Raw genomic sequence first — 21,693 nt, 5'->3', positions numbered from 1 at the left:
ACCTGATTGATCCAGGATGCCGACGTTGGCGTGAAGTGAACATGCCAGTGTGGGCGGCGCGCCAGCCAGGCCTTGATCCTCGGTGTCTTGTGGGTCGCATAGTTGTCCATCACCAGATGCACGTCCGGCCCATTGGGCATTTCGGCGTCAATCCGCTTCAGGAAGTCGAGGAATTCAGTGGCCCGGTGACGCTTATAGCACTGACCGATCACCGCACCCGTGGCAACATCGAGCGCGGCGAAAAAAGAGGTCGTGCCGTTGCGGACATAGGTATGGGTACGCCGTTCGGCGACGCCCGGTGCCATGGGCAGCACCGGCTGCTCGCGATCCAATGCCTGGATTTGCGATTTCTCATCCACGCAAAGCACAACCGCCCGGTCCGGTGGTGACATGTAAAGGCCGACGATGTCCTGCACCTTGTCGATGAAGAGTGGATCGGAAGATAGCTTGAATGTCTCGGCACGATGTGGCTGCAGGCCAAACGCGGTCCAGATCCGGCGGATGGTGGTATGCGAAAGCCCGCTGTCGGCTGCCATCGAACGGATGGACCAGTGCGTTGCATCCTTGGGCGTGGTGTTCAACGTACGCTCGACGACCTCCGCAACCTGGGTATCGGAGACAGTCCGTGGCCGACCGGCCCGGTRTTCGTCCGTCAGCCCTTCAGAGATCCGAGCGCACGGCACGTCTGATCGACAGATGGAATTACAGCTCGAAGAACTCGTGATGGCCGCGACGGAGGATGAAGTGGCGGCCCAGGCTGCTGCTGCCAGAACGTTGAGCCTGCGTTCGTTCACACGCAAACGGCCGGTGCACAAACCCTGGCCGGAGGATGCCGAGCGCGAGCGCGTGGTGATCGATCCCCCGACCGTCTGCGCTTGCTGCGGCGGGTCGCGCCTGTCCAAACTGGGCGAGGATGTCAACGAGACACTGGAGGAGATACCGCGCCGCTTCAAGGTGATCGAGACGTTTCGGGAGAAATTTACCTGCCGCGATTGCGAGGCGATCAGCCAGGCGCCAGCACCGTTCCATGCCACGCCGCGCGGCTTCATCGGTCCGCATCTGCTGGCGACGATCGTCTTCGACAAATTTGGGATGCACAGTCCGCTGAACCGCCAGAGCACAAGGTTCAAATGTGAGGGCATAGACCTGTCGACCTCGGCGCTGGCCGATCAGGTCGGATTTGGAAGGGCGGCCCTCATGCCGGTCTACGACCTAATCGAGAAGCATGTTTTCGGGGCCGAGCGATTGCATGGTGACGACACGACCATCCCAATCCAGGCCAAGGGCAAATGCGTAACCGGGCGAATATGGACCTACATCCGGGATGACCAGCCGTTCGGGGGAACGGCTGCGCCGGCGGCGATCGATTATGCGTCGAGCGACCGGCGTGGCGAACATCCGCAGAAGCACTTGGCCGAGTATGGTGGTATTCTGCAGACGGATTGCTACAACGGGTTCGAGCCGGACATTATTGCCAAAACGAAGAAGACACCGATCACCTTTGCCTTTTGCAACGCCCATTCGCGTCGCAAATTCTTTGCATTAGCCGATGTCCAGAAACATGCTCGAGATCACAAGCGGARAGGCAAGCCGATCTCGCCGGTCGCATTTGAAGCCGTTAAGCGCTATGACAAGTTGTTCGAAATCGAGCGCCAGATCAACGGATTGAGCGCCGAAGAACGACAGGCTGTGCGGCAGGAAAAGAGCAAGCCGCTGTTCGATGAGATGCGCGAGTAGTTGACGAAGGAACGCGCCACGCTCAGCAGATCGTCCGAGGTCATCGAGCCGATCGATTACATGCTCAAGCGCTGGGAGGGCTTTGCTCTCTTCCTCGAAGACGGAAGGGTCTGTCTTACGAACAATGCAGCGGAAAGAGCGTTGCGCGGTGTGGCGTTAGGAAGGAAAAACTGGACCTTCGCCGGTTCCCAGCGTGGGGCCGATCGTGCCGCCGTCATGCTGACCGTCATCACCACATGCCGCCTCAACGATGTCGACCCAAAGGCGTGGCTTGCCGATGTCTTCGCCCGCATCGCCGATCTGCCCGTCTCCCGCTTGCACGAACTGCTCCCATGGGAGTGGAAAAGGCTGCGCCAGGCCGAAAAAGCCTCTGCTCAGATCAACGCCTGAATCTTATCCGCAGCATTCATCAGCAATGACCCGCGCACGCGACCCAGTCCCGCGGTTCCCGGCGTATGCATACGGACATCCCTGATGACGATGTAGCCATCAGAGCTCAAATCGTTCTGCAGCTGACTGGTACTGCTGGCGCCATTGACGGCCCTCCGGCCGGCACCCGCAATTCACCTATTGAATTCCCCCCTATTGAATTCACCATTGTCTCTCCCCCGGCTTTATCGCGCTCAAACCTCCCCAGCTCTGATTGCGCTAAAGCGACTGTCTTCCGCTGCTCCATGAAGGTCAAACCGCTCTTTTCGGGGRTAACGCTTATCAAAAAGAGCAATGAGGCATACCCCCGGGATACTGCCTTACTTCGAATATCGTAAGTCATTTCCGTGTGTGAAATAGAAATGTTAGGTCTTTCTACGTCCAATAGCTGGAGATGCAAGTATGGAGGCAACGGTCTTGCCAGCATATTCTGGTAACAGTTTCAGTTGGCAAAAGCGTAGGTCATGAGAAATTCACCAGCAGACAGAAACCAAACGTCAGTCCTTGATCCAACGGGTTCTCTGAAGTGGACGAATGTACTTGGTGTTCGAATTTCGGCAGTCAATCTCAAAAGCGCGACCGGACTTATTGAAAAGGCGATTGAAGACGGCAGGAAAGAATATGTGTGCGTTCGCGACGCGCACGGCGTCGTGCGGTGTCAAAAAGATCCCGAGCTTCGGTCCATACATAACCGCGCATTCCTGGTAACTCCCGACGGCATGCCGTTGGTATGGGCGCTGAAACATGCTGGCCATGTGGAAAGTGACAGGGTCTACGGACCGGATCTGATGTTATCTGTTTTCGAGACCGGCAGATCCAAAGGCTTGCGTCACTTCCTCTACGGTGCGACGGCCAAGACGCTGGAGCAGCTGCAGGCTCGACTTATCGCAAAATGCCCGGAAGCACGGATAGTCGGCTCCTATGCGCCGCCTTTTCGCGAACTTTCGCCGCAAGAGGAAACGGATGTTGCTGAGCGGATCAATCGGTCAGGCGCGGATATCATCTGGGTCGGACTGAGCAGTCCCAAGCAGGAATTCTGGATGGCGCGCATGCGCGACCGTCTGGACGCTTCGGTTCTCATCGGAGTCGGAGCTGCATTCGACTTTCACGCCGGCCTCAAACGGCAAGCTCCGAGGGTCATTCAAAGAAGCGGCTTCGAGTGGGCGTTCCGTCTTTTATGCGAGCCACGACGGCTGTGGCGACGCTATGCGCTCGTCGTGCCGACTTTCATCTCACTGACTGCCTTTCAGAGGTTGGGGCTTCGGGAGTTTCCGATCGAAGACGCGGTTTCCGGATCAGGTGCGTCGAGACAAAGGCTGTAAAGGAGTAAAACCACTATGTCGTCGTTTGCACCGTCAGCAATGCCATCAGCTCCGCCGAAGGCAATCGGCACAAGCGACACAGCCTCGCGGACAGTTTCGGCAAGCTCTGTTCCACCCATTGCGAACGCCAAGTCTGTCGATCCTTCAAGGCAGACAGGGCTCAATATGTCGGCCGCACTCCGGCGCCCGCTCCCTCGGCTTGCAACATCGTCACTCCTAATTGGCGGCGACATCGCGAGCTATGTGATTGCCTATTTTGCTCTTCTGCCCTTTCTTCCCACTGGTTCAGAAGGAACGGTACTGGAGCGCGCTTTCGCCCTCGCAGCATTGGCGGCGATCCTTCTTTATGCGTCGGCTCGGCTCTATCCCGGATATCGGCTTCACGACCACGAACTTCTGCGTCGTCGCACGACAGCTTCCGTCAAGGTGGCCGTCATCGCGGCGTTCGGAGCAGTCCTGCTGCCGGAAGGGGAACGACTGCTGCTTGCTATCGTTGGCTTCCTTGGCCTCGGGCTGATTGTCCAGCCTGTCACGCACTGGCTCGCACGAGGCCTGTGCCGGAGGCTTGGAATCTGGGGAGAGCGCGCGGTGATCATCGGGGGCAGCAATCATATCCCCGCGCTGATGGCATATTTCAAGGATCATTGGCAGTATGGCATCAAGCCGGAGCCCTATTCTTCTGATGCACCAGACGTATCGCCGGACGGCGGGCCATCCATCGCCCTGATTGCCGGCGACACAGGTTCGCTGATCGCCGATCTGGCCGCAATTCGCCGACAATTCGCCGAAGTCATCCTTCTGTCCGATACGCCGAGCCTCAAGGTAAGTGGATTGCGGCCTGCAGATGTCGGCGGGGAGATCGGCGTTCGCCTCACCAATGGTGAGAAGTCGTTAAGCTCGGATCTGGTCCGGCGGATCGTCGATCTCGCGATCGCCATACCTGCAACGATCGTGGTTGCACCCTTTATTGCGATTGCTGCGGCCGCAATCTATGCCATCGATCCGGGTCCCGTCTTTTTCAGACATGCCAGGGAAGGTCTGTCCGGCAAGCCGGTGCACGTCCTGAAACTCAGGACGATGTACCAGGATGCGGAAGAGCGCCTCGAAGCATTGTTCCGAGAGAACCCCGCCATGCGGGCCGAATGGTTGGCCCATTTCAAGCTCAAGGAAGATCCTCGCGTCCTGCCTGTCATCGGGCATCTTCTGCGCTCGTCGAGTTTTGACGAGCTCCCGCAGCTGGTGAATATCATTGCAGGCGAGATGGCCTTCGTAGGGCCGCGTCCTTTCCCCGAATACCACCTCCTGGCGATGGACGGTGAGTTTCGTGACAAGCGCCGCTCGGTAACACCGGGCCTGACAGGCCTCTGGCAGATATCCGAACGAAGCAGTGCAGATATCGAACTGCAGCAGCAACTCGACGAGTTCTACATCGACAACCGGTCCCTGTGGTTCGACTGGCACATCCTTCTCAGCACAATCCCTGCGGTCTTCAAGCGCAGGGGAGCCTACTGACCTCATCCTCGTCCTGCGAGGCAAACATCAACAACGGAGCACATCAATGCACGGACAGAAGCGAATTATGGTTACGGGTGGCACCGGATTTCTGGGATCATTCCTGTGCGAAAGACTCTTGCGAGAGGGCAATGACGTCCTCGCCGTGGACAATTATTACACAGGTTCGCGCGACAACGTTCTGCATCTTCTCGACGACCCCCGTTTCGAGATCCTTCGCCACGACATTACCTTCCCGCTTTATGTGGAAGTTGACGAGATCTACAACCTCGCCTGCCCGGCATCTCCAGTCCACTACCAAGTCGATCCCGTTCAGACGGTCAAGACCAACGTGCACGGCGCCATCAATATGCTTGGCCTCGCCAAGCGCACCAAGGCGAAGATTTTCCAGGCCTCCACGAGCGAAGTTTATGGTGATCCGGCAGTCCATCCGCAGACGGAGGACTATCGCGGCAGCGTCAATCCCATCGGCCCGCGAGCATGTTATGACGAAGGCAAGCGCTGCGCCGAAACGCTGTTCTTCGACTACCATCGTCAATACGGCGTGGAAATCCGGGTGGCGCGGATCTTCAATACTTACGGGCCGCGCATGCAGACCAATGACGGCCGCGTCGTTTCCAATTTCATCGTTCAGGCGCTTCGAAACGAGCCGATCACCATCTTCGGCAACGGCACGCAGACGCGCTCGTTCTGCTACGTGGACGATCTGATCGAAGGCTTTATCCGCCTGATGGGCGCGCCGGCTGGCGTTACAGGCCCGATCAATCTTGGCAACCCGGGAGAATTCCAGGTCCGGGAACTGGCTGAGATGGTGATCGAAATGACTGGATCGAAGTCAGGCATCGTCTTCAATCCTCTCCCAATCGACGACCCGACGCAGCGCAAGCCGGACATCAGCCGCGCAAGGCAGGAACTGGGTTGGCAGCCGACGGTGAACCTGCGGGAAGGGCTCGAAAGAACGATCGCTTATTTCGAGTGGAAGCTTTCCCTTGGATCCAGGAGCATGCCTGACGTCAGGTCCCCGCAAACGGCTTACACGCACCTGCCTGTTCCGGCCGTTGGCCTTCCTGTTCAGGAAGCCGTTCGTTAGGGATATGAATAGCAACGCCAATCATCGCAAACCAAGGCTCGTTTTCTTTCAATGGGACCACCAACCCAATGCGAACGCGTCCGGTTACCTGCTGCTGCATATGCAGCAGCAGGTCAAATGCCTCGGCACACACTTTGATGTCGTCGTCGTAAACCGCGACTGCGACTATGCGGAGGTATGCGAAAGATGCCAGCCGGATCTGACGCTGTTTGAAAGCGGCTACCGGTCACAGGGTTCACGGCGGATAAGAATCATCAACACCGATGCCCATATCGGCGTTCCGAAGCTTGGTCTTCATAACGCCGATCCATGGTGCGACCGGCGCAGTGGTTTCCTTTCCGATATGGAGCAATGGGGCATCGAGACATATTTCTCGATTGCGACCCTGGCTCCGGAATATATGCCGGAGCTGAAGGACAACCTGTTCGTCTGGCCAAACTTCGTCGATCCCGAAGTCTATCAAGACTATCACCAGCACAAGATCATACCGGTCACGCTCACGGGCCAGGTCAATGGCCTTTACCCCTGGCGGCAGAAGGTCTTTCCGATCATCCGCGATCGATATCCCTGCCTGGCTTCGCCTCAGCATACCTATGAGAGCAAACTTGCCTCCCAGTTGCTGGCAGGAGAGGCCTATGCGCGCGCCCTCAACGCGAGCCTCGTCGTGCCCACATGCGGAACCATGGCCGGCGAGGTCGTGCGCAAACACTTCGAGATTCCAGGGGCGAACACCTGTCTCGTGACGGAACGGACGGCAGCACTGCAGGCGGCTGGCTTTAACGACATGGAGAATTGCATCTTCACCGACCAGTACGACGTGGTTGAACGATTGGAATACCTCTTTGCTCATCCAGCTGAAATACAGCGCATCTCGACGGCCGGCTATAATCTGGTCCACTCGCGCCACACTCTGAATCACAGACCACAAATATATCAGTGGTTCATATTGAACAGCGGCCTGCGATCCGGGGAAAAAATCATTCAGCCCGGGCCTTTCGGCGACCTTATAAAAGTTGAGCGCATCTCCCAGCGGGGAAGCATCCATGTAGCCGGGCGGGCAAGCGACCGCGTTTTACTGAAGCAAGGCGATTTGCTTCTTGAGCAGGGTAAACTCGAGGAGGCCAAGGACTGCTACGCGCGCTGCTTGGATTACGTTTCCTACCTGCCCGAAGCCAAATTCGGTCTCGCCATCTGCGCCTTGCATGAGGGCGATGCCGATCGCGCTTACAAGCTTCTGGTGAGCTTAATCAAGGTAACGATGATCGACTACGGGGCGGCCGCCCCGGATCCGGTCGAATGGGCGTATTTCCTTCTCGCGTTGGTCTGCAAAGGCCAACTCGTCCAAGCGCGGCGATTGCAGGACTTTTATCCATCCCTATCCCATAACGAACTCAGGCGTGCGCGCCTCGTCCTCGATCGAGACCGTCGAGAAGACAATCGGCCGGCCTTAGAACTGTCGGCCACAGATCGAAAGAGCATTCACCGGCTTCCCAGACGAAGCGATCACGAATGGCTTGCATGCTTCGCCGAGATTCTCGATCGTTGTCAGCAGCCAGATCTTGCGAACGTTTTTCGTCACGGTCCCTTCGAAGAAAGCGAGACCGGCGATCGTACAGCGTCTAGACATCACGGACTTGATATTGGCTGGCGCCAGCGGTTGTACTCAGGCGTCGATCAGATGATGATCGCATTGCGCTTGAATCACTTGAGGCCAAACGTGCCACCACTGCCGGAGTTTCGATATTTTTGGCATCTTGCAAAGGGTCTGATCTCCCGTTCGCAGCKGATCCCGTTGCGCAGGATCCGAACGGCGCTTTCCAGGCATCCTTCGTGATCGCTGGCAATTGCTTAAACGACATGTTTTCATTGAGTTATTCTGGAAGACGAGCTCAGCAGCCCGCCAACCCCAAGGACTACAGGCGGCTGCCCAGTCTAGGCCGAGCCAGGGAAATTGGCGAGGAAGAATCAGCGGTGGGCTATTGCGTGTAGGGCAGAGCCGGAAGTGGAGATGCACATGGCGACCTTCRCAGGCTGAGCGATCACATCCAAGCTTTGGCGCCCTGGTGCCAGATCGTGCCTCGGCGGCGCATTTTGCTTTGCGCCGCCGAGCATGGCTCAGGTCAAGACCGCGTTAGTGATGTGACGCAACAGTTGATCGTCCGATAGCATCTGCTCGGTCTCTGCTTTTTTCGGGGGCGGTAATACTTTCCTTGAAGAGATCGTTTATCTTGAACACGACCTCTGTTCTGTTGGTTGCTTTTACCTTTTTCATGATGTTGCGAACATGAACCTTGACGGTGCTTTCCCGCAGATTGAGCTCATAGGCGATGATCTTGTTCGCCTTTCCGCGCCGGAGAGCCTCTACAACTTCGGCCTGACGATCCGTGAATATGCCGGCCAACGGGCGAGCGATCGAGTTGCTGGACTCCAGCAAATGACGCATGGCGAATAGGGTGCTCGCAGGCACAAAAACGCCTCCCGCCACTGACAGCGCGATCAGTTCCATACAGACGCTGACGCTGACCGAGGCGGGTATGTAGCCCTTGGCTCCAAATTCGAGCGCCCGCACGATTTGGGTGAAATCGTCGCTATCAGCCAGTACGATGACTGGTATCGTCCCGAATTCCGACGAAAGGCTACTGATTTGCTCCGAGACGGCCGGATCGTCGATTTTTTTGCCGCCAATGTTCAAGAGGATTGCCGAAAGCGGCGGATACTCGTCGCGTTTTTGCTTCCACTCTTCAACCGTTCCAAATGCCAGGATAAGTAAATCCGTCTTGTGGGCCGCCATGCATTGCGCCAGGCATTGCCGATCAAGTTCACGGTTATCCAGGATCATGAGAGAGTGCTTTGGCCCCGACAGCAAGGTCGATGCCGCTGAACTATTCTCTACCTTAAGTGGAAGAGCTACATTTTCCTGTCTAAGATCTAAATTTGGTATTAGCGCTGAATTCACTGCCTCATCCTCCCCAGCCGAGTTTCCCTACGCCTCAACAAAATCGAACACTCAAGCCCTTCAGATATGAGGGTTTGGAAGCACTAAAGTAGGAATTCAATACCACAGTTCTCGTGATGTTAAACTAGCTAATATAGGCTAAATGCCCACATTAGTTCCATCGGAAGGTGTAAAGAGGACGTAATTCTTGATCTAAACTTATACGATACTAAGCCGTTCGCCGAATGGTTGATTACGTTGCACCCCGGCTACGGATCGAGCCGCTAAACGCATGAAAATAATGTCGGCCGCCGGCGTATGACTGAGTCAAATCCGGATTTGCTCCACCACCAAAATTGATCRCGGGCTATGAACTTCGGCGTACGTCGTCCTAAGTAGATACGTCTTTAGGTGAATAAGCTTCGACGTTTTGTTTCTTTACTCAGATAACAAAAACAATTCTCTTTGAATGGGAAGAAATAGTTGTCCCGTCGCGATGAAACCTTGGGCGCAATCATATGATTGTTCGGTTTCATCTGGAAATCGGGGTTTGTTGAAGAGTAGGGGTGCATGCGTAATGATTGCATCGAACGTCAAGCTGGATGATAGCTGCGTCATCCATCATCGAGATCTTGTGAATCTCTACGGCTGCACGATCGGCGCCGGCACGCGCATCGGCACCTTCGTTGAAATCCAGAAAAACGTCCTCGTCGGGAAAGACTGCAAGATCTCCAGCCATTCCTTCCTTTGTGAAGGCGTGACGCTGGAAGAAGGCGTTTTTATCGGCCACGGGGTCATGTTCACCAATGATACCTATCCGCGCGCCGTCAATTCCGATGGCAGTCTGCAGACCGAAGCCGACTGGGTTGTCATCCCCACTCTGGTCAAGCGCCACGCGTCGATCGGCAGCAACGCCACCATTCTGCCTGGCGTGACCATCGGAGAGGCCGCGCAGGTTGGCGCCGGTGCGGTCGTAACCAAGGACGTGCCTGACGGCGCTATCGTTGCCGGCGTACCGGCCAGGATCACCGGTCGCGTTCATGACCGGTCAGTCAACATGCAAACGTTGGGAGGAATGCGATGATCGGTATTGCTGTTGTTGGATATGGCTATTGGGGGCCAAACCTGGTTCGCAACATTTCGGAAGCGGCCGGCGCGCAGCTCATTTCGGTCTGTGATCTCAATGTGGAGCGGTTGGCGGCAGTTAAAAGCCGCTACCCCGCAATAACGATCACCGATAATTTCGAGGAAGTCCTGCGCGATCCGAAAGTGGACGCAATCGCCATTGCAACGCCGGTCTCAACCCATTTCAAGCTCGCAATGCAGGCTATGATGGCCGGAAAACATGTCTTCGTCGAAAAACCGATGGCATCGACGACGGAGGAGGCCTCGCGCATGGTCGACGAGGCCGCGCGCCGAGGCCTCGTGCTGGCCGTGGATCATACCTTCGTCCACACCGGCGCCGTCCGCAAGATGCGCGAACTGGTCGAAAGCGGCCTGGGCGACATGTATTACTACGACTCGGTTCGGGTCAACCTGGGCCTCTTCCAGCACGATGTGAGCGTCATCTGGGACCTCGCGGTGCATGATCTCTCCATCCTGGACCATGTTGTGCAGGAAAGGCCGGTGGCCGTTTCAGCGACGGGCATGAGCCATGTGCTCGGCGAACCGGAGAATATCGCCTATCTGACGCTTTTCTTCGAAAGCAAGCTTATAGCCCACATCCACGTCAATTGGCTGGCGCCGGTCAAGGTGCGCCGCACACTGATCGGCGGCAGCAACAAGATGGTCGTCTACGACGATCTGGAGCCCAGCGAAAAGATCAAGGTTTACGACAAGGGCATCACGCTGAACCCCAATTCTCAGGCCTACGGCGAGAAGGTGCATCAGATGATGGTCGGCTACCGCAGCGGCGACATGTGGGCGCCCAAGCTCGATATGACCGAAGCATTGAAACGCGAACTGGATCAGTTCGTAGAGTGCATCGAGCAGAATTCGCGCCCCATTACGGACGGCCAGGCCGGGTTGCGTGTCGTTCGCACCCTTGAAGCAGCGAGCCGGTCGCTCGCCCAGCGCGGTCGTATCATCGAGCTCGAAGAGGCGAGGCGCATTGCATGATCCCCTTTCTGGACCTCAAAGCACAATATCAATCGCTCAAGAACGAAATCGACGCCGCCGTGCTCGGCGTCCTGGCCTCGGGGCAATACATTCTGGGCGAGGAAGTCGCCCGCTTCGAGCAGGAATTCGCGGATTATTGCAACGTCAGACATGCGATAGCCGTCAACACCGGGACGAGTGCCCTGCATCTGTCGCTTCTCGCTGCAGGCGTCGGCTCCGGCGATGAAGTCATCACCGTGCCATTTACCTTCGTGGCGACCGCATCTGCGATCTGCTACGCAGGCGCACGACCCGTCTTCGTCGATGTCGAGCCCGTGACGCTCACGATGGATCCGGCTCAGCTCGAGGCAAAGATCACGCCCCGAACCAAGGCCATTATTCCCGTCCATCTCTACGGTCAGATGGCCGATATGGACGCGATCAAGGCGGTTGCTGACCACTACCGCATACCGATCATCGAGGACGCTTGCCAGGCGCACGGTGCCCAATACAAAGGCGCGCGCGCTGGCAGCATCGGCACGTCAGGCTGCTTCAGCTTCTATCCGGGAAAAAACCTCGGCGCCTGCGGCGAGGGAGGTATCGTAGTCACGAACAGCGACGATCAGGCCAAGGCGATGCGCATGCTGCGCGACTGGGGTCAGGAACAACGCTATCACCATCTGCTGAAGGGCTTCAACTACCGTATGGATGCCATTCAGGGTGCGATCCTGCGCATAAAGCTTCGGCATCTCGAAGCCTGGACAGAAGCACGGCGTGCCCATGGCCGCCGCTACTCGTCGCTGCTTGGCGGTTCGGCAAATTTGAGGACACCTGTCGAAATCACCGACCGGCGCCACGTCTACCACGTCTATGCCATTAGAAGTCGCGATCGCGATGCGCTTCAGCGCGTACTGAGCGCGGAGAGCATTCAGTCTGGGCTGCACTATCCGATCCCAGTTCATCTGCAAAAGGCGCATGCCGACCTTGGTTACCAGGCTGGCGACTTCCCAATCTCGGAAGCCGCCGCACGGGAGGTCCTCTCGCTGCCGATCTATCCCGAGATGCCGGCGTGGCACGTCGATCAGGTCGCCGCCGCGCTGGAGTACGCTTATGTCAGCTAATCGCGAGGCCCGGGTCGTGCAGGCGGTCCACGGCCGTCATGGAAGGCCGGTAGATCCTGCCTACCAAGCCGGGTTGGCCGAAGAGCTCAGGCAATCATACGGGCGCGCTGGCCTGATCGAACTCTACGGTCGTTTCGCGACGGGTGATGGTGTCGTCGACACCATGATGCGGAAAGCCATCTGGCAAGCGATAGCGCGCAGTTGCGGCACGGGATTGCAGGTCGCAGGCGGTGCCGGTTTCAAACACCCGGAAACGTTCGAAATCGGCAATGGGGTGTTCATCGGTGCCCAGGCCTATATCCAGGGGCGCTACGATGGCACTTGCGTGATCGGCGACAATGTCTGGATCGGCCCGATGGCCTATTTCGACGCGCGCGATCTGGTGATCGAGGATTCTGTCGGGTGGGGGCCTGGCGCCAAGGTGCTTGGCTCGACCCACACGGCACTGCCGGTGGATGTGCCGATCATTCGCACGGATCTTGAAATCAAGCCTGTCCGCATCTGTGCAGAGGCCGATATCGGAACGAATGCGACCATTCTTCCCGGCGTGACCATCGGGAAGGGGGCTATCGTTGGAGCGGGGGCAGTTGTCGTTTCCGACGTCGAACCGTTTTCAGTTGCTGCGGGTGTACCTGCAAAATTCATACGTTGGCGTTCGGAGAATGATCCGATGACGAACATGTCGCGTGAGGGAAGATCATGAGAAACAAACGGGTACTCATTACCGGCGGTGCCGGTCTGATCGGTTCGCATATTGCCGATCTCGTCGCATCGGAAAAACCGCGTGAGATCATTATCCTCGACAATTTCGTGCGCGGACGCCGGGACAATCTCAGCACGGCAATAGCCAGTGGATCCGTTAACATCATCGAGGGAGATATCCGCGACAGAGCACTGCTTGCGAAAACCTTCGAGGGCGTCGACATCGTCTTTCATCAGGCGGCCATCCGCATTACGCAATGCGCGGAAGATCCGCGGCTCGCCTTCGATGTTCTGGCCGAGGGCACGTTCAATGTTCTCGAAGCCGCCGTCAAGGCAGGTGTGTCGAAGGTCGTTGCTGCTTCCTCGGCCTCTGTGCTGGGATTGGCCGAGAGCTTTCCGACCACCGAAGCGCATCATCCCTACAATAACAGGACGATCTACGGCGCGGCCAAGACGTTCAACGAAGGATTGCTTCGCAGCTTCGCGGAGATGTATGGCCTGCGCTATGTGGCATTGCGCTATTTCAACGTCTATGGGCCGCGAATGGATGTCTACGGCGCCTATACCGAAGTGCTGATCCGCTGGATGGAGCGTCTGGCGGCCGGAATGCCACCTCTCATCTACGGAGACGGCAGCCAGACGATGGATTTCGTCGATGCACGCGACATCGCGCGGGCAAACCTGCTGGCTGCGAAGAGCGATGTCACGGACGAAGTTTTCAATGTCGCGAGCGGCGAGGAAATAAGCCTTTTGCAGCTCGCGCAGATGCTGAGCAGCATCATGGGTGTCTCGCTCGAACCGCAGCACAAAGAGGCCCGCACGGTCAACGGTGTGACCCGTCGTCTTGCCGATATCAGCAAAGCCGAGAAGCTCCTGGGCTTCAAGGCGGAAATATCGATGGAGCAGGGGCTTCGCGACCTTGTTGCATGGTGGCAGTCGAAGACCGCTGCAGCAGGAGGCCAAGCCGCATGAGCCCGTCACCATCTACAATTCCAGTCGCCAAGCCCGTTCTTGGCGAAGAGGAGGCCGAGGCTGCGCGCCGCGTTATTCTGTCAGGATGGGTGACGCAAGGGCCGGAAGTCGCCGCTTTCGAGACCGAATTCGCGGCCTTTGTCGGCGCCGCGCATGCCTGCGCCGTTTCCAACTGCACGACCGCGCTTCATCTCGCCTTAATGGCGGTCGGTGTCAGTGCTGGCGATGAAGTCATCACGGTCAGCCATTCGTTCATCGCCACCGCGAACGCCGTGCGATACTGCGGTGGAGTGCCGGTTTTCGTCGATATCGAGGCGGATGGTTACAATATCGACGCCAGCCTGATCGAAGCGGCAATCACGCCCCGCACCAAGGCAATCCTCTGCGTGCATCAGCTTGGCATGCCTTGCGATCTTCGCTCGATCGTGGAGATCGGCAAGCGCCATCAGCTCCCGGTTATCGAAGATGCAGCCTGCGCGACGGGAAGCGAAATTCTGTGGGACGGGCGTTGGGAAAAGATCGGCAAACCGCATGGCGACATTGCCTGCTTCTCCTTCCATCCTCGCAAGGTCGTCACGACAGGGGATGGTGGCATGTTGACCACCGCCAATCCCGAATATGATCGAAAATTCCGGCTGTGGCGACAGCATGGCATGAGCGTCACTGATGCCGTTCGTCATGGCTCGAAACAGGTGATCTTCGAAGACTATGACGAACTGGGCTACAACTACCGTATGACCGACCTTCAGGCCGCCGTCGGACGGGAACAGTTACGGCGGCTGCCGGGGCTGATTGCGCAGCGCAGACGGCTTGCCGAGCAGTACTGCGAGGGCCTATCCACGATTCCTGGGCTTTCGCCGGTCGAGCCGCATTGGGCGCGCAGCAACTGGCAGAGCTTTTGCGTGCGACTGCCTGATGCTGTCGACCAGCGGACAGTTATGCAGGCACTGCTCGATCATGGAATCTCGACCCGGCGCGGTGTAATGAACATTCATCTGGAGGGAGCCTATTCCGACCAGAGCTCCCATCGCGCTGCCACAAGCCTGATGCGAAGCGTATCAGCGCAGCAGCAAACGATCATCCTGCCGCTCTATGTCCAGATGACGGAGTCAGACATCGCAAGGGTTGTTGAGGCACTTCGCGGATCTCTTGCTGAAGCCATCAATGGACGCCCTATCTTACAGCACGATCGCGACGTCGCTCTTGCCTGATGCAGTATCTGCATGCTGCAGAGCTTAGATTATGCAAGGCCCAGCGCGCATCGTCTGATGCGCGCTTATTTGTTACGCGGATTTCGTGATCCATCCTCTGACGATTGCGGGCAGTGACTCCGGCGGAAGCAGTTCCACCAACATGCGCAGCGAGTAGAGCCCTGTGAGCGCCACGGCGAGAGAGCCGATCACCATCGCCGGCCATCGAGGCAAGATCAAAAAGGCAGAGAATACCAATCCCGAGGCGGGCAGAAAGAGCAGCGCGTGCCGGCGGTTGGCGGCCGACCAGCGGAAGCCGGTAAACCGCCGCACAATCACGTAAATCAGGATACTATGCCAGACGTAGAGGCCGAAAAACGCCATGCCGGCCCCTGGCGTGCCGAACTTTGACACGAAGAGCCACGCCAGCCCCACATGCACCAGCGTCGCCGCGACCTCTGTCCAGAAGAAGATCGTCTGCGCACCCTTAGCCAGAACGATGAAACCCATCGGCCAGGCGACAATCCTGAGCAGCATTCCCAGGCAGATCCAGCGCAGAAGCTCCACCGCCCCATGAAACTCCGCGGAATAGAACAAGCTCATCACGAGCGGTGCCAGGGTCAGGGTGGCGAGCAGACCGGGCCCTGCCAGCAGCAGGCTGATTTCCGCCTGCTCATTGACCAGCCGGTTGCACTCGGCATTGTTTTCTGCGGTTGCAGTCAGGCGCGGATAGAAGTCCGTGCCCATCGCCTGCAGGATGAAGCCCGCATAGAGACCTCCAAGCGCCCAGGCCGCCTGATACAACCCAGACGCAGCAACGCCCCCCTCATTCAGCACGATGATCCTGATAGCATAGGCGGCGCCGAAGGTCAGAAGCCCGCTTGCCATGAACGCAAAGCCGAGCCTGAGCAAAGCCGTTGCTTCCCGACCGAACTGGCGCGCTGACATTGGCGCAGGATGCGTGCTGATCTGCCTGCTGTACCACCAAGTGGGAAGGATTGAAGCAGCTGCAATCACGACGAGAGACGGTGCGATCGCCGGTGCGCCGAACAGATAGATCAGCGGGATGCTGATTACCGTGCCGAAGAGCCCCGAGAGCACGTTGATAAGGGCAAGATTTCTAATGTTCCGCATGCCCTGGATCAACGCAGTTTGCCCGGCGGAGACCATGCGAAAAAATACGGCCAGGGAGAGCAGCGCTATCGCGCCGGCATGCCGGTAGTCGCCAAAGGTGAAATTCGAGACCGGAAACGCCAGCGCGGCAAGCAAGAGCGCACCAAGCAGCCCGAGCACCATCGATATGCGCCTGAGGACTGTCGCCGATCGTGCGATCCTCTCTGCATCGCCGGTACCGGCAGCCTCTGCGACCTGGCGTACGCCACTGCCGCTCACTCCCAGACCAGCGGTCGCTTGTGCCATATCGATGATCGACCCGTAGAGGCCGATAAGTCCCACACCTTCCGGCCCGAGCAGGACAGCCAGGGCCTTATTGCGGACGATGCTGAGCGCGACGTTCACCAGCGAGGAGCCGCCCATCAGTATCGTCGATTTGAGGATCTGGGTATAAGTATGGCCACTTGGCGGGGTCATGCGCAAAGTCATCAGATCCCCCTAGCCGTTTGCCTTATGGGCCGGGAGCACGAGGCTACCTCGCAGCAAGCTTGATCGCACACATGCTTTTCGCCGGTCACTGGCTGGCCCGGTCTGCGAGCGTCTGGCTCTTGGGAGATTGGTCGGGGTCGATCTCAGATGAACTATCCAAAATACGAGGCTGAACGACTCTCACCACATCGCCCGGCGCCAATGCTGTCGTTTCCGAAGCCTGGAACTGATTGATTTGTCCTTCGTTCCGACGGCTCACGCTAAAGGTAAGCGGGAGTTCCTCGCCGGAGCTCTTGACGCCGTCATTGCTCGCAAGGTCTTCGAGGAGCAGCTTCTGCGTCATCTCGCGCTTCATCTTGAACTGATCGAGACTTGCCCGTTCAGACTGCGCTTCGGTCGCCACTTCGCTCCGGCGCGTGTCGGAAAGTCCCTCGAGATTTCGCGTTGTCTCGCTGATCGCCTGCCGGCCCCGCATGATGGCGGTGACCAGGTCGAGCTTGTCGGAACGGTAGGTCGTCAGCAACCGCTCCAGGTCCATCTGCCTTGAAGAGAGCGTGAGGCCTTTCTCGACCAGGGACTTAACGCTGGTCAGTTGGTCCTCGACAGATTTGATATTATCGTCTGCGCCCGTCAGCTTCTCTTCCAGCGTCGAAATTTCCGTGGTCAAAAGATCACGTAATTCCGTGAACGCCTTTGACTGCCTCTGAAGCGCACTTGCACGAGCCTGAAAGATAATCCTTTCTTCGTTGTATATCCCGGCGGTAAATTGCTGGTCGGCGCCGGTCGTCTGATCGAAGGTAATCTCCTTCGCGCCATCCATTTCGGCCTGGAGTCGCGATAATTTCGCGGTGGCGCGCAGGATGGAGTGATCGATCTCGCGCAATTCGCCTGCGAGCTTGATAGACTCCGTTTGCTGCGAACCTTTGGCGCGGAGCGGGCCGCCGCTCAGCGCGAGCGATTGCAGGACGGTCAGTCCGGGGCGAAATTTGTACTCCCMGGGCGTGGTTACGTCTCCCACGACGTAGATTGGCGGGTATTCGAGAATTTCGATGGTTACTGCGGGTGCCTGAACCAATCCGATTTTTGCCTGCAGGCGCTTGGCAATCTCGTTTGTGAGACTGGCGTTATCGAGATTGCCAACGGGAAGAGGTCCAAGGAAGGGCAAAAAGACCTGGCCGTCATCCGAGACGGTGTATTCGCCGCCAAGCGCATCCCATCGTTCATATTGGCCTTTGGATGRCATCCACTGGACAATCGATAGGCGGATTTTGGTCTGCGGGGTAAAGGGCGTGTCATCGGCGAGCGCCGGCAACGCGGGTCCGGCAAGAAATACGAGCGCACTGATGGCAAACGTCGCACGAAAGAAGATGCGAGGAACGCGGTACGATAGCTTCATCTACATGTCCAGCCTGCAAAGCATCCTTAAACGGATACAGGTTCAATGCTTTAGGCGTTGCGCGGACACCGGACGCAAGGTCCAGCACCGCAACGCCAGTGTGCAATCAGACGGAGCCTTGAGGAAGATGGAGGGTCGGATGCTTCGCTTCATCACTATTGATGAAGTGGAGTAGAGTACTTCCGCCCAAGTCGAGCAGGAACATAAGTTTCCGCCTCGCGAACGATCACAGGAGGGCGAGGGCGGATTTCAGAGATCGACGTAGTAAATTGCAATCAGGTCGCATCGCGCTCCGTGCGCAGATTGGCGACGACGCGCCTATTCTGCACCTTGCAGGAACGTTGCGTGCAGTCGCGGACTTCGCGGTCCGCACCGTAACCCTTGGCCCACATGCGTCCGGTGTCGACTCCCTTCGAGACGAGATAGGCCATAACGGCATCGGCGCGCTGCTGCGACAGGGTCTTCAGTTTCGACTCCGAACCGGAATCGTCGGCAAATCCCTGCAGCTTGACCAGCCAGGTCGGGTTCCTGTTCAGCCAGGCAGCCTGGTTGTCCAGCGTTGTCATGGCGACGGTGTCGAGCTTAGCGGAATCTTGCGTGAAGTAGATCCGTCGGCCGACACTGAGGATGAAATCCTCTTCACTGCCAGCCTTGACGTTCTCGAAACCGGGCGCGGGATCGTTGGTCTGGCCGGTCAGCGGTGCTGCCGCAGGTTCCTCTACGGAAGCGATATCGGTGGTGGTGCAGGCCGTGAGTGCCAGAAGCATGGCCGTGGCGGCAAGGTGCCTTGCATATGCGGTCAAAACAGACATCAGGGTGATTTCCTCATTCGACCGGGGTGGCCTGGCTGACCTCGGCGGCGGGCGCCTGATCGGCAATATGCGGCAGAACCTGCACCGCGGTGCCGATCGGGCAACGCTGGTAAAGATCGATGGCGTCTTCGCTGAACATGCGGATGCAGCCGCTGGAGGCATCCTTGCCGATGCTCCAGGGCTCCAGCGTGCCATGGAAGCGATAGCCGGTATCGACGCCGTCACGATGCAGGTACATGGCCCGGGGGCCGAGCGGATTCTTCGGTGAGCCCCCGGCCACGAATTCGGGCAGTTCAGGATGGCGCTTGCGCATCTCCGGTGGCGGTGTCCAGCGCGGCCAGAGAGATTTGCTGTCGATCGTGGCGCGGCCGAACCATTTGAAACCCTCGCGGCCGACGCCGACGCCGTAGCGGATGGCCGTCTTGTTCTCCATGATCAGATAGAGAAAATGGTGCCTGGTATCGACGACAACGGTGCCGATCGGCTCGCTACTGAAATATTTGACAACCTGCCGGTGCCATTGCTTGTCGATCTTGGCGAAGTTGGTTGCTCTGAATGTCACACCATTATCGACGGCGGTGCCGGCAAAATAGGAAGCCGCCTGGGCAAAAGCCGGCTTCTGTACCGCGCCGGTGCCAAGTAACGCCAATCCACCAAGCAGAATATTCCTGCGGGTTAACACCATCGGCCAAATCCCCCTCAAAGCCAAGCAGCGCGGCGCCAGTAAATCAGATTTTTCATTTGCCACAACACAAAACTCTGTTCATCCCCTAGAGTTCGATGTCGAGTTGTTGATGCGGTGGCTGCGTTGCTCTGATCGTTACTCCGCGAGACCGGCGCTATACCCAATTGCCTGAGATAAACAGGAGACGGCCGCGAACTGTGCCGCCTTTGCGAAGCTGGATCCTGGTTCCACGCATCGGGTCGCTGGTCGAAGCGGCGCTCGACTTAAAAACTCCTGCAAATTCAATCCTGGAAAAAACATGCTGGAAATTGTCAAGTTTTTTTGGTTTACCTCTCATGTTGCGAAATATGCGGAATTTGCAATCCGGCGTTTGGCTGGCCGCCGATTGTTCGTCTCCGCGTTTCTTTATGGATATTGCTATGGGCATCAGGGAGGACGACCGGCGGTACGCGGTCTATGCGGCACATCGCTCCGACCTCATTCGATACGCTACGCCCATCGTCGGTTCGCGAGAAGAAGCTGAAGACCTCGTCCAGGAGGTCTTCATAAAATTCGTGCCGGAAGATGCGGCCACACCTCAGAAATTGAAAGCCTATCTCTTCCGCATGGTGCGGAACCTCGCGCTCGACGTGCGCAGGCGCCAGAAGCGAGACTTGCGCGCTCGCCCGGAAGATACGCCGTGGTGGGGACTTCCCCTGGACACGGGAACGCCTGAGGAAAACGCGCTCTTCTGCGATCAGGTCAGGCAGGTTGACGCAATCCTTTCGGCAATGCCGGACCAAGCACGCATCGCTGTCGAAATGCATCGCTTCGGCGGATACCGCATGGAGGACATCGCCAGCCACCTCGACATTTCGGTGGCCGGCGTCCACAGGCTGATCAAGGCGGCAATTGTCGAATTCGCCAAAAAAATGGGATGATCCGCTAAAAATCTCGAATCCGAGTGAAAAAAACGGGCGAGATAAACGTCAATGTTCGTGAAGCGGTAAAACAGCGGGGATGCGACGTGGTTTGGCTACAGGAAAGACTGGGAACTGATGGCCGTCGAACCAGATAAAAGGCCTGAAGTCTCGGACGAGGCGCTGGAGGCGGCCGCTGATTGGCTCCTTCTCCTGCACGAAGGGCCAGAAGACAGTGAGATCAAAGCGCGCTTCGATCACTGGCTGACCAGCGGTCGCGAACACCGCCTAGCCTGGGAGCGCACGCAGAAGACATGGGCCGCAATGGGGCAGGTTGTCCCGACCATGCAATCGCAGTGGGAATATGCGTCGAGATCGGCGGCCAGACCCGTCATACGACAGCCGGCAGCGGCTCGGCATCGCGCACCGTGGCGGCGGGTTGCCGTGGCAGCGGCGGCTATGGCCGCACTCTGTCTTGGGCTTGTCGTTGCGCCCGGCTTAATGCTTCGCTTGAGCGCTGACTATTCAACGTCAACGGCGGAGACCCGCACGATCACCCTTCAGGACGGCAGCACGGTAACGATGGCTGCCGCGACCTCGATTGCTTTGAACGACGGCGACGGACGGCGAGGCATCAAGCTTCTTGCCGGCGAGGCGTATTTCGAGGTGGCGCCGGACAAGGACAGGCCCTTTACGGTGGAAGCAAATGGCGTCCGCGTCGAGGTGCTCGGCACGGCCTTCGACGTGGAGCTCGCCGACGGGCTGACCAGCATTGCCCTTGCGCACGGTTCCGTTCAAGCCTCCATCGCGGGTTCGTCTGCGACCCCGCCCGAACGGCTGGTGCCCGGAGATCTGCTGACCGTCGATCCGAACAGCGCCGTCATGATGAAGGACACGATCCCGGTCGACGAGATCGCCAACTGGCGCAATGGTGAACTCTACGTCGTGGACGCAACGCTTGCCTCGGTGATCGAGCAGATCCAGCGCTATCACCCCGCCTGGATATCGGTTCCCGACACTACGCTTGCCCGCCAACGCGTCACGGGCTTCTACAATCTCAGACAACCCGATCAGGCGCTGCGCGCGCTGGTCGAACCTTATGGCGGCAAGGTCCGCTCAATCTCCTCGCTCGCGCGCATCGTCAGCCGACTCTAGAAAAAATTTGACTGTAATTATCAAGATTTAGCTCACT

At 57.9% G+C, this 21,693-nt stretch carries 17 protein-coding genes and 2 pseudogenes; 13 read left to right on the top strand and 6 right to left on the bottom strand.

All coding sequences use genetic code 11. From position 1 onward, the window contains the following. Positions 1 to 662: pseudogene (locus AC1D35_RS20945) on the bottom strand (IS630 family transposase); the annotation flags it as partial. Between AC1D35_RS20945 and tnpC the strand changes: the two are divergent. The 5 genes and pseudogenes from tnpC to AC1D35_RS20920 all read left to right on the top strand — a co-directional run. Continuing rightward, positions 662 to 2,127 (top strand): annotated as a pseudogene (gene tnpC / locus AC1D35_RS20940) (IS66 family transposase); the annotation flags it as partial. The pseudogenes AC1D35_RS20945 and tnpC overlap by 1 nt on opposite strands. Before the next feature lie 503 nt (positions 2,128 to 2,630). Next, positions 2,631 to 3,488, top strand: coding sequence for a WecB/TagA/CpsF family glycosyltransferase (locus tag AC1D35_RS20935; protein ID WP_113296515.1), 858 nt, complete (start codon positions 2,631 to 2,633; stop codon positions 3,486 to 3,488). A gap of 15 nt (positions 3,489 to 3,503) precedes the next feature. After that, positions 3,504 to 5,000, top strand: a complete 1,497-nt coding sequence (locus tag AC1D35_RS20930; RefSeq protein WP_113296514.1) for a sugar transferase — start codon at positions 3,504 to 3,506, stop codon at positions 4,998 to 5,000. 46 nt (positions 5,001 to 5,046) lie between these two features. Further along, positions 5,047 to 6,090, top strand: a complete 1,044-nt coding sequence (locus AC1D35_RS20925) for a UDP-glucuronic acid decarboxylase family protein (protein WP_113296513.1) — start codon at positions 5,047 to 5,049, stop codon at positions 6,088 to 6,090. Between the two features lie 4 nt (positions 6,091 to 6,094). After that, positions 6,095 to 7,924, top strand: coding sequence for a glycosyltransferase family protein (locus AC1D35_RS20920; protein ID WP_477939900.1), 1,830 nt, complete (start codon positions 6,095 to 6,097; stop codon positions 7,922 to 7,924). A 297-nt stretch (positions 7,925 to 8,221) separates the two neighbouring features. Here AC1D35_RS20920 and AC1D35_RS20915 read toward each other — a convergent pair whose 3' ends face one another. Continuing rightward, on the bottom strand, positions 8,222 to 9,046 hold the full coding sequence (locus AC1D35_RS20915; RefSeq protein ID WP_113296511.1) for a response regulator transcription factor: 825 nt from the start codon (positions 9,044 to 9,046) through the stop codon (positions 8,222 to 8,224). A gap of 556 nt (positions 9,047 to 9,602) precedes the next feature. Between AC1D35_RS20915 and AC1D35_RS20910 the strand changes: the two genes are divergently transcribed. From AC1D35_RS20910 to AC1D35_RS20885, 6 genes are read left to right on the top strand one after another with little or no spacing between them, the layout of a single operon-like run. Continuing rightward, entirely contained in the window at positions 9,603 to 10,109 is a 507-nt protein-coding gene (locus AC1D35_RS20910; RefSeq protein WP_113296510.1) for an acyltransferase, read from the top strand. Further along, positions 10,106 to 11,143, top strand: a complete 1,038-nt coding sequence (locus tag AC1D35_RS20905; protein ID WP_477853469.1) for a Gfo/Idh/MocA family protein — start codon at positions 10,106 to 10,108, stop codon at positions 11,141 to 11,143. Before AC1D35_RS20910 ends, AC1D35_RS20905 begins: the two co-directional genes overlap by 4 nt. After that, complete coding sequence (locus AC1D35_RS20900) at positions 11,140 to 12,243, top strand: DegT/DnrJ/EryC1/StrS aminotransferase family protein (protein ID WP_113296508.1); 1,104 nt, start codon at positions 11,140 to 11,142, stop codon at positions 12,241 to 12,243. The genes AC1D35_RS20905 and AC1D35_RS20900 overlap by 4 nt, the downstream gene beginning before the upstream one ends. Beyond that, positions 12,233 to 12,946, top strand: coding sequence for an acyltransferase (locus tag AC1D35_RS20895; RefSeq protein WP_113296507.1), 714 nt, complete (start codon positions 12,233 to 12,235; stop codon positions 12,944 to 12,946). The genes AC1D35_RS20900 and AC1D35_RS20895 overlap by 11 nt, the downstream gene beginning before the upstream one ends. Then, positions 12,943 to 13,917, top strand: coding sequence for an NAD-dependent epimerase/dehydratase family protein (locus AC1D35_RS20890; protein ID WP_113296506.1), 975 nt, complete (start codon positions 12,943 to 12,945; stop codon positions 13,915 to 13,917). Before AC1D35_RS20895 ends, AC1D35_RS20890 begins: the two co-directional genes overlap by 4 nt. After that, complete coding sequence (locus AC1D35_RS20885; RefSeq protein ID WP_113296505.1) at positions 13,914 to 15,128, top strand: DegT/DnrJ/EryC1/StrS aminotransferase family protein; 1,215 nt, start codon at positions 13,914 to 13,916, stop codon at positions 15,126 to 15,128. The genes AC1D35_RS20890 and AC1D35_RS20885 overlap by 4 nt, the downstream gene beginning before the upstream one ends. 72 nt (positions 15,129 to 15,200) lie before the next feature. Here AC1D35_RS20885 and AC1D35_RS20880 read toward each other — a convergent pair whose 3' ends face one another. The 4 genes from AC1D35_RS20880 to AC1D35_RS20865 form a co-directional block, all read right to left on the bottom strand. After that, on the bottom strand, positions 15,201 to 16,709 hold the full coding sequence (locus tag AC1D35_RS20880; RefSeq protein ID WP_113296504.1) for an O-antigen translocase: 1,509 nt from the start codon (positions 16,707 to 16,709) through the stop codon (positions 15,201 to 15,203). Positions 16,710 to 16,794: 85 nt separating this feature from the next. After that, positions 16,795 to 18,105: a polysaccharide biosynthesis/export family protein gene (locus AC1D35_RS20875; RefSeq protein WP_477939899.1), complete on the bottom strand. Its 1,311-nt coding sequence runs from the start codon at positions 18,103 to 18,105 to the stop codon at positions 16,795 to 16,797. A 275-nt stretch (positions 18,106 to 18,380) separates the two neighbouring features. Further along, a complete protein-coding gene (locus AC1D35_RS20870) occupies positions 18,381 to 18,917 on the bottom strand; it encodes an OmpA family protein (RefSeq protein WP_113307588.1) in 537 nt (178 codons plus the stop codon). 13 nt (positions 18,918 to 18,930) lie between these two features. Then, entirely contained in the window at positions 18,931 to 19,602 is a 672-nt protein-coding gene (locus tag AC1D35_RS20865; RefSeq protein WP_477853459.1) for a L,D-transpeptidase, read from the bottom strand. 197 nt (positions 19,603 to 19,799) lie between these two features. Here AC1D35_RS20865 and AC1D35_RS20860 point away from each other — a divergent pair, with 197 nt between their 5' ends. Continuing rightward, on the top strand, positions 19,800 to 20,522 hold the full coding sequence (locus AC1D35_RS20860; RefSeq protein ID WP_477836814.1) for an RNA polymerase sigma factor: 723 nt from the start codon (positions 19,800 to 19,802) through the stop codon (positions 20,520 to 20,522). A 117-nt stretch (positions 20,523 to 20,639) separates the two neighbouring features. Continuing rightward, positions 20,640 to 21,656: a FecR family protein gene (locus tag AC1D35_RS20855; protein WP_113296499.1), complete on the top strand. Its 1,017-nt coding sequence runs from the start codon at positions 20,640 to 20,642 to the stop codon at positions 21,654 to 21,656. Positions 21,657 to 21,693 lie beyond the last annotated feature (37 nt).

Source organism: Rhizobium sp. P1_E6, from assembly GCF_056405875.1.
Note: the sequence above shows the minus strand (reverse complement) of the source record. Positions and strands in the feature narration are given on the sequence as shown.

Bases quoted from the DNA above. Each gene is read 5' to 3' on its own strand.
- AC1D35_RS20900 (WP_113296508.1), top strand. From the start codon at position 11,140: ATGATCCCCTTTCTGGACCTCAAAGCACAATATCAATCGCTCAAGAAC.
- AC1D35_RS20925 (WP_113296513.1), top strand. From the start codon at position 5,047: ATGCACGGACAGAAGCGAATTATGGTTACGGGTGGCACCGGATTTCTG.
- AC1D35_RS20885 (WP_113296505.1), top strand. From the start codon at position 13,914: ATGAGCCCGTCACCATCTACAATTCCAGTCGCCAAGCCCGTTCTTGGC.
- AC1D35_RS20890 (WP_113296506.1), top strand. From the start codon at position 12,943: ATGAGAAACAAACGGGTACTCATTACCGGCGGTGCCGGTCTGATCGGT.
- AC1D35_RS20930 (WP_113296514.1), top strand. From the start codon at position 3,504: ATGTCGTCGTTTGCACCGTCAGCAATGCCATCAGCTCCGCCGAAGGCA.
- AC1D35_RS20910 (WP_113296510.1), top strand. From the start codon at position 9,603: ATGATTGCATCGAACGTCAAGCTGGATGATAGCTGCGTCATCCATCAT.
- AC1D35_RS20855 (WP_113296499.1), top strand. From the start codon at position 20,640: ATGGCCGTCGAACCAGATAAAAGGCCTGAAGTCTCGGACGAGGCGCTG.
- AC1D35_RS20935 (WP_113296515.1), top strand. From the start codon at position 2,631: ATGAGAAATTCACCAGCAGACAGAAACCAAACGTCAGTCCTTGATCCA.
- AC1D35_RS20895 (WP_113296507.1), top strand. From the start codon at position 12,233: ATGTCAGCTAATCGCGAGGCCCGGGTCGTGCAGGCGGTCCACGGCCGT.
- AC1D35_RS20870 (WP_113307588.1), bottom strand. From the start codon at position 18,917: ATGTCTGTTTTGACCGCATATGCAAGGCACCTTGCCGCCACGGCCATG.
- AC1D35_RS20905 (WP_477853469.1), top strand. From the start codon at position 10,106: ATGATCGGTATTGCTGTTGTTGGATATGGCTATTGGGGGCCAAACCTG.
- AC1D35_RS20865 (WP_477853459.1), bottom strand. From the start codon at position 19,602: ATGGTGTTAACCCGCAGGAATATTCTGCTTGGTGGATTGGCGTTACTT.
- AC1D35_RS20880 (WP_113296504.1), bottom strand. From the start codon at position 16,709: ATGACTTTGCGCATGACCCCGCCAAGTGGCCATACTTATACCCAGATC.